The sequence below is a fragment of the Trujillonella humicola genome, assembly GCF_046233715.1.
GTDB lineage: Bacteria > Actinomycetota > Actinomycetes > Mycobacteriales > Geodermatophilaceae > Trujillonella > Trujillonella humicola.
Genome location: NZ_JBJNRJ010000061.1, coordinates 24,320 through 30,319, shown reverse-complemented (window position 1 = coordinate 30,319; position 6,000 = coordinate 24,320). Strand labels below are relative to the sequence as shown.

General features: G+C 78.1%; 6 protein-coding genes. 3 read left to right on the top strand and 3 right to left on the bottom strand.

Annotated features, from left to right (window positions below):
- Positions 1 to 92 precede the first annotated feature (92 nt).
- From ACK586_RS21890 to ACK586_RS21880, 3 genes are all read right to left on the bottom strand, one after another.
- Complete coding sequence (locus ACK586_RS21890) at positions 93 to 716, bottom strand: methylated-DNA--[protein]-cysteine S-methyltransferase (RefSeq protein WP_409332627.1); 624 nt, start codon at positions 714 to 716, stop codon at positions 93 to 95.
- Positions 713 to 2,197, bottom strand: a complete 1,485-nt coding sequence (locus ACK586_RS21885) for an AlkA N-terminal domain-containing protein (protein ID WP_409332626.1) — start codon at positions 2,195 to 2,197, stop codon at positions 713 to 715. The genes ACK586_RS21890 and ACK586_RS21885 overlap by 4 nt, the downstream gene beginning before the upstream one ends.
- Positions 2,198 to 2,298: 101 nt before the next feature.
- The gene (locus tag ACK586_RS21880) at positions 2,299 to 3,048 is read right to left on the bottom strand and encodes a TetR/AcrR family transcriptional regulator (RefSeq protein WP_409332625.1); all 750 of its coding nucleotides are present in this window, start codon (positions 3,046 to 3,048) and stop codon (positions 2,299 to 2,301) included.
- A gap of 274 nt (positions 3,049 to 3,322) precedes the next feature.
- Between ACK586_RS21880 and ACK586_RS21875 the strand changes: the two genes are divergently transcribed.
- From ACK586_RS21875 to ACK586_RS21865, 3 genes are all read left to right on the top strand, one after another.
- Positions 3,323 to 4,102, top strand: coding sequence for an ATP-binding cassette domain-containing protein (locus ACK586_RS21875; protein ID WP_409332624.1), 780 nt, complete (start codon positions 3,323 to 3,325; stop codon positions 4,100 to 4,102).
- Positions 4,099 to 4,938 carry an ABC transporter permease gene (locus tag ACK586_RS21870; RefSeq protein ID WP_409332623.1) on the top strand — a complete coding sequence of 280 codons (840 nt, stop codon included), beginning with the start codon at positions 4,099 to 4,101 and terminating at the stop codon, positions 4,936 to 4,938. Before ACK586_RS21875 ends, ACK586_RS21870 begins: the two co-directional genes overlap by 4 nt.
- A gap of 292 nt (positions 4,939 to 5,230) precedes the next feature.
- Positions 5,231 to 5,914 carry an SPFH domain-containing protein gene (locus tag ACK586_RS21865; protein WP_409332622.1) on the top strand — a complete coding sequence of 228 codons (684 nt, stop codon included), beginning with the start codon at positions 5,231 to 5,233 and terminating at the stop codon, positions 5,912 to 5,914.
- Positions 5,915 to 6,000: the final 86 nt, after the last annotated feature.

The following is a 6,000-nucleotide window of genomic DNA, read 5'->3' as shown; positions in this document are numbered from 1 at the left end:
CGGACCGAACCGACAGATCCCGTTGAAGACCCGAGGTCAGTCAGGCGAAGGGTCAGGAACGACCGCTGCGGGGCTCGCCCACATCCTCACTGTCAGGCGGGGACGGCGGCGTGCTCGGCCTCGTGGTCGAGCAGCCAGCGCTTGACGCCGGTGCCCCAGCGGAAGCCGCCGAGGCCGCCGTCGGAGCCGAGCACCCGGTGGCACGGCACGAACAGCGCGGCGGCGTTCCGGGCGCAGGCGTTCGCGGCGGCCCGGACCGCGGACGGCCGGCCGCAGCGGGCGGCGAAGGCGGCGTAGGTGTCGGGCCGCCCGGCGGGCACCGTGCGCAGCACCGCCCACGCCTCGGTGAGGAACGGCCCCGACCGCTGCCGGACGACGACGTCGTCGATCGCGCCGACCTCGCCGGAGTGGAAGGCCTCCACGACCTCCAGCACGGGCAGACCGGGGGAGAGCGCGACGGCCTCCGGGCGCAGCGAGCGGTGCACCACGGGCAGCAGGTCGCCGACGTCGTCGGTCCAGCCGCCGGCCAGCACGACGTCGGCGCCGTCGGCGTCCTCGGTGACGACGACGGTGAACGGACCCGGGGGAGTGGGGACGGTGGCGTAGCGGGCGGGGGTCACGGCGGCGGGGTGGGTGGGGACCACGGCGGCGGGGTGGGTGGGGGTCACGGCGGCGGGGTGGGTGGGGGTCACGGCGGCGGGGTGGGTGGGGGTCACGAGGCGCTCCGGTCGGGGGTGACGGGCAGGGGGCGGGTGAACAGCGAGGGCACGGCGAGCGCCCACAGGTGCAGCACGGCGTAGGAGCGCCAGGGCCGCCAGCGGGTGGCCGCGTCGGCGTCCGAACTGCCGAGCGCGGCCAGCGACCGGCGCAGGGCGAGGTCGCCGGGCAGCCAGACGTCGGGGTCGGCCAGGCCGCGCAGGCCGACCAGCGCCGCCGTCCACGGGCCGATCCCGGGGACGGCGAGCAGCGAGCGGGCCGCCTCCTCGCGGTCGGCACCCGGGTCGAGGACGACGTCGCCGGCGGCCAGCGCCGCGGCGAGTGCGCCGACCGTGCGCCGCCGGGCCCCGGTCAGGCCGACCGTGGAGAGGTCGGCGCCGACCAGCGCCTCGGGCCGGGGGAAGGCGTGGGTCAGCGTGCCCACCGGCTCGGGCAGCGGCGTCCCGTGGGGGAGCAGCCGCGCGGTCAGGGTGCGGGCGCCGGCGACCGACACCTGCTGGCCGAGCACCGCGCGGACGGCGAGCTCGGCGGCGTCGGGGGAGGCCGGTACCCGCCGGCCGGGAGCCGCGGCGACCAGCGGCGCCAGGGCCGGGTCGGCGCCGAGCACGTCGTCGACCGCCGTCGGGTCGGCGTCGAGGTCGAGCAGCCGGCGGCAGCGGGCCACCGCGGCGCCGAGGTCGCGCAGCCGCGCGAGCCGCAGCCGGGCGGTCACCGCGGAGTCGCCGGCGGGGGACAGGTGCACCACGGCCGGGCCGTGCGGGAGGTCGAGCACCCGGGAGAACGTCGTCCCGTCCCACTCCTCGAGACCCGGCACCGCGTGCGCGCCCAGGAACAGCAGCACCTCGCCGGCCGCGAACGGCGGCCGGGCGGCCAGCCGCACGGTCAGCTCGCCCGGGGCGCCGGCCTCGGCCCCGGCACGGCGGCGGCGCAGCTCGGTCGGCGTGGCCGCGAAGATCTCGCGGACCGTGTCGTTGAACTGCCGGATGCTGGCGAAGCCCGCGGCGAAGGCCACGTCGGCGACCGGCAGCGCCGTGGTCTCCAGCAGCACGCGGGCGGTCTGCGCCCGCTGCGCGCGGGCCAGCGCCAGCGCGCCGACCCCGAGCTCGCCGACCAGGTGCCGGTGCAGCTGCCGCTCGGAGTAGCCCAGGCGCGCGGCCAGCCCGGGGACGCCGGAGCGCTCCACTTCGCCGTCGGCGATCAGCCGCATCGCGCGGGCGACGACGTCGGCGCGGGCGTCCCAGTCGGGGGAACCGGGCACCGCGTCGGGGCGGCAGCGCCGGCACGCCCGGTAACCGGCGGACTGCGCCCCGGCGGCCGTGGCGAAGAAGGAGACGTTGGCCGCCAGCGGGGTCCGCGCGGGGCAGGAGGGGCGGCAGTAGATGCCGGTCGTGCGGACCGCGGTGAAGAACCACCCGTCGAAGCGGGCGTCGCGGCCGGCCACCGCGCGGTAGCACCGCTCGTGGTCCAGGGAGGCGGTCACGGGATCCAGCCTGCCAGCCGGGAGCGACGTCCACCGGCGGGAATCGGACGCCGCCGTGGTCCGCCGAAGTGGCCACTTCGGCGGAGGAGGAGGTGGAGGGGTCAGCGGTCGAGCAGCGCGGCGATCCCGTCGAGCACCCGCTCGAGGCCGAACTCGAACGCCCGCTCGGCCGGGTAGCCGCCCAGCTCCGGCCCGGCGACCGGTCCCACCCGCGCCGCGGTCGGGTAGCGCGCGGCGTCGAACACGCGCTCGACGTGCGGCTCGGTCGCCCGCCACCACTCGAGCTCGGTCAGGCCGCTCTCGCGCTCGGCGGCCGACTTCTCGTGCAGCCCGGTCACGGTGCCGCGGACGAAGCCGCCGACCGTCATGACCACCAGTTCCATCTCGACCTCGCCGAGGCCCAGCCCGTCGACGGCGGCGAGCTCCAGGTCGTACTTGCGCATCAGGTTGGGGCCCAGGATCGGCCGCCCGGTGCCCACGTGCGCGGCCCAGGGGTGGCGGACGAACAGGTCCCAGTTCTCGCGGGCCACCGCGGTCAGCCGCTCGCGCCAGGTGCCGGCGGGCGGGGTGGCGTACAGCTCGCCGAGGACCGCGTCGTACATGAGCGCGACGAGCTCGCCCTTGCCGGGGACGTGGGTGTACAGGCTCATCGCGCCCACGCCCAGCTCGGTGGCGACCCGGCGCATGGAGAGCGCGGCCAGCCCGTCGGCGTCGGCGAGCCGCACGGCGGCGGCGATGATCCCGTCGAGGTCCAGCCGCGGTTGCGGTCCGCGCCGCGGACCGCTCGGCGGCTGCCGCCAGAGCAGGGCCATGGTCGCGGCGATGTCCCCGCCGCCGCCTCCCGTCGTCATGCGACCAGCCTCCCGCACGGCCTGGCGAACGAAACTCCGTACGGCGTATGGTCGCATGCCTCGGATTGGCGTACGGCGTACGGAGGTGCGATGTCCCCGGTGCTCGAGGTGGTGGGCCTGCGCAAGAGCTACGGCAGGACGGCGGTGCTCGACGGGATCGACCTGGCGGTCGCGCGCGGCACGGTCTGCGCCCTGCTCGGACCCAACGGTGCGGGGAAGACGACGACGGTGCGTCCTCGCGACCCTGACCCGTCCGGACGCCCGCCGGGTCCGGGTGGCCGGCGCCGACGTGGTGACGCAGCCGCGCGAGGTCCGCCGGCGGATCGGCCTGGTCGGCCAGCAGCCCGCGGTCGACGAGGTGCTCGGAGCCCGGCAGAACCTCGCGCTCTTCGCCCGCCTGCACCACCTCGGCCGGCGCGCGGCCCGGCGCCGGGCCGACGAGCTGCTCGAGCTGGTCGGTCTCCCCGGCACCGGCGCGAAGCCGGTGCGCGACTTCTCCGGCGGCATGCGCCGGCGGCTCGACATCGCTGCCGGGCTCGTGCTCGCCCCGCAGGTGCTGTTCCTCGACGAGCCGACCACCGGCCTGGACCCGGCCGGCCGCCGGGACGTCTGGGAGGCGGTGCGGACCCTGGTCGCCGGCGGGACCACCGTCCTGCTGACCACCCAGTACCTCGACGAGGCCGAGCAGCTCGCCGGCGACGTCTGCGTGCTCGACGGCGGCCGGGTGGCCGCCCGCGGCACGCCCCGCGAGCTGACCGCCGCGGTCGGCGGTGACCGGCTGGAGCTCGTGGTCGGCGACCCGGCGCGGGCGGCCGAGGCAGCCGGCCTCGCCGCCCGGGTCGCGGCCGGGCCGGCGCCCGCGCAGCCGCCGGTCCCCGGCAGCCGGGTGACCGTGCCCGTGGCGCGGCGGCCCGGCGTGGTGGGTGCCGTGGTGCGGGCGCTCGAGGACGCCGGTATCGCCGTGGACGACGTCCTGCTGCGGCCGGCCACCCTCGACGAGGCCTACCTGCGCATCACCGGGCGCACCGAGGAGCGGGCGGAGGTGCCGGCGTGACGGCCGCGGTCCCCCCTGCCGCGGTCCCCCCTGCCGCGGAGGGCCGGGTGGAGCGCCTGCGGTGGGCGGTGACCGACGCGGTCGCCGTCGCCGGCCGGGACGTCGCGCACTGGCGGCGGCAGCCGGGCGCGCTGCTGGTTCCGCTGCTGTTCCCGGTGCTGGTGCTCGTGATGTTCCTGTACCTGCTCGGCGGCGGGATGGCGGTGCCCGGGGGCGGGGAGTACCGCGACTTCCTCGTGCCGGGGATCCTCGGGCTGGCCGTCGTCTTCGGCCTCGAGGCGACGATGACGGCCGTCGCCACCGACGCCGGGCGCGGGATCACCGACCGGTTCCGGTCGATTCCGATGGCGCCGTCGGCGGTCGTGGCCGGGCGCTGCCTGGCCGACCTGGGTGCGTCGGCGCTCGGGCTGGCGGTGCTCGCGCTGGCCGGCGTCGCGGTCGGCTGGCGGCCCGGCGCGGCCGCCCCCGCCGTCGCCGCGTTCGGGCTGCTGCTCCTGCTGCGGCTGGCCTTCCTCTGGATCGGCGTGTACCTGGGGCTGCTGGTGCGGGACCCGGCCTCGGTCGTGGCGGTGCAGATCCTGGTCTGGCCCTTCGCCTTCCTGTCCAACGCGTTCGTGGCGACGTCGACCATGCCCGGCTGGCTGGCGACGGTCGCCGAGTGGAACCCGCTCGCGGCCACGGTCACCGCCGTCCGGGAGCTGTTCGGCGGCCCGGTCGGCGCCGGCGGCGGCTGGGCCACCGAGCACGCGGCCGTGCTCGCCGTCGCCTGGCCGGTCCTGCTCACCGCCGTGTTCGCTCCGCTCGCCGTCCGCCGCTGGCAGGCGCTGTCCCGCTGAGCGGGCCGGGAAATCGGAGGCGCCGGAGGCGTCGGCCTGGCACGCTGTCGCGGTCCGTGGTCAGCAGCCGGGCGGCATCGCCGCCGCGGGTCCTGCGCATCGGCCGCGGACGCCTTGTATGGGCACTGCGCTCCGGACGCACGGGTTCGACTCCCGACGCCGTCCGGCGCCCGGCCATCCCGGCTCCTCGCGGTCTGCAGCGTCCCGTGCGCTCCCCGCCGGGGGCCCGGCCGGGCGCCGGGCGGTTCCGCGTGCGGGCGCGACCGGGACCGACGGGAGGAGGGCAGGGGACGTGAAGGTCGTCGTGCAGGAGTGGGAGCGGGTGCTGGTGTACCGCGACGGGCGGTTCGCCGAGTCGCTGGGTGCCGGCCGGCACCGGCGGTCGCGCCGGAGGCAGCGGTTCGTCCGCGTCGCCGTCCGCCCGCGGCTGCTCGCCGTCCCCGGCCAGGAGGTGCTCACCGCCGACGGCCTGGCGGTCCGGGTCAGCCTGACCGCCGTGTGCCGGACGGCGGACGCGCGGCGGTGGCACGAGGCGGTCGAGGACGCCGACGCGCTGGTCTACACCGCCGTCCAGGTGGCGCTGCGCGAGGCGGTCGCCGCCCGCACCCTCGACGAGCTGCTCGCCGCGCGGGCGGACCTCGCCGGCGACGTGCGGGAGCGGGTGGGTGCCGAGCCCGAGGCCGTCGGCGTCGAGGTCGAGCGGGTCTGGCTGCGCGACGTGATGGTCCCGGCCGAGCTGCGGCACGCCGCGGCCGAGGTCGCCACGGCCCGCGCCTCGGGCCAGGCGGCGCTGGAGCGGGCGCGCGCAGAGGTCGCGGCCACCCGCGCGATGGCCAACGCCGCCCGGATGGTCGCCGAGCAGCCCGCGCTGCTCCAGCTCCGCACGTTGCAGGCGGTCGAGGCCGGCCGGGCGACCGTCGTGCTCACCACGGGCGCGGCCGTCCCCGACGTCACGGGCGCGGCCGCCCCGGCCTGACGGCGGTCGCTCCTGCGGTGTTGCTCGTGCTCCCGCGGTGCTGCTGCACCGCACGAGCGCGGGGAACACCGCAGGAGTGCCCTCGC

Coding starts and splice junctions, on each gene's coding strand:
- ACK586_RS21880 (WP_409332625.1), bottom strand. CDS start 3,048: ATGACGACGGGAGGCGGCGGCGGGGACATCGCCGCGACCATGGCCCTG.